Below are 1,120 nucleotides of genomic sequence, written 5' to 3'. Positions count from 1 at the left end.
GGCGGATTCAAAAGTGAAGTGCAACACCTGCCAACCTGTAAGGTCAGCAGATGCACTCCTCCCCTTCGCAGTACCGCCAGCTCCAGCCTGAAGACCGCGCCACCATCGCCAGCCTGAAGCAGCAGAACCAGGGCGTACGTGCGATTGCACGGCAATTGCAACGCTCGCCCGCCACCATCAGCCGGGAACTGAAGCGCAACGCCTATTCATCTGGCTATAGCAGCGCCCAAGCCCAGTGCCTGAGCCTGCAGCGCAGGCGCGGCGCCAGGCCTGCGGTCAAACTGCACCCCGATTCGATCCTGTGGGCTCTGGTTGTTCATCTGCTGCGGCTTCGCTGGTCACCCGAGCAGATTGCCCTGACACTGGCACGCTTGTATCCCCCCGGCCATGAGTACCGCGTGTCACACGAGACCATCTACAACTGCATTTATGCCATGCCCGTGGGCGAGTTGCGCAAGGAGCTGATCGCCACCCTGCGCCACGCCCACAACAAGCGGCTGCCGCGAAGCAAAGGCAAAGACCGCAGAGGCCAGATCCCCGACATGCTGAGCATCCATGTGCGTTCGCCCGAGATTGAAGACCGCCAGTTCCCTGGGCACTGGGAGGGCGATCTCATCAAGGGCGAAGGCAATGCCAGTGCGGTGGGAACCTTGGTGGAGCGCACCAGCCGGCTGGTGATGCTGGTCAAGCTCCCTGAGTTCAAACCAGCCAGTGCCGCCAACGTCTTGCAGGCCTTCACGGACAAGTTGCTGGGCATTGCCCAACCGATGCGTCTGAGCATGACGTACGACCAGGGCAGGGAGATGGCCATGCACAAGAAGCTCAGCGAGCAGACGGGCATAGCGGTGTACTTCTGCGATCCACACAGCCCCTGGCAGCGGGGCTCCAACGAAAACATGAATGGCCTGGTGCGCCAGTACCTGCCCAAGGGGACGGACCTGAGCATCTACAGCCAGGAACAGCTCGATGCGATTGCCGATGAAATCAACAACCGCCCCAGAAAAGGACTGGGGGTACGATCACCACTGGCCGTATACCGCGAGTTGCTGATCAACAGCCCGCAGCACTCCACCCTCGTTCATTGAAACCCAGGGTGTTGCACTTCACTTTTGAATCCGCC

At 60.8% G+C, this 1,120-nt stretch carries 1 protein-coding gene; it reads left to right on the top strand.

The window, feature by feature from the left end; translation table 11 throughout:
* The first annotated feature begins 50 nt into the window (after positions 1-50).
* Positions 51-1,085 carry an IS30 family transposase gene (locus BLW02_RS19440; protein WP_092701795.1) on the top strand — a complete coding sequence of 345 codons (1,035 nt, stop codon included), beginning with the start codon at positions 51-53 and terminating at the stop codon, positions 1,083-1,085.
* The last annotated feature ends 35 nt before the right edge of the window (positions 1,086-1,120 follow it).

The sequence above is a fragment of the Acidovorax soli genome, from assembly GCF_900107605.1.
GTDB classification, from domain to species: Bacteria; Pseudomonadota; Gammaproteobacteria; order Burkholderiales; family Burkholderiaceae_C; genus Acidovorax; species Acidovorax soli.
This window is presented reverse-complemented; position numbering and strand designations above follow the sequence as displayed.

What these genes read in the sequence shown, in the direction of transcription:
- BLW02_RS19440 (WP_092701795.1), top strand. Translation starts at nt 51, where the DNA reads ATGCACTCCTCCCCTTCGCAGTACCGCCAGCTCCAGCCTGAAGACCGC.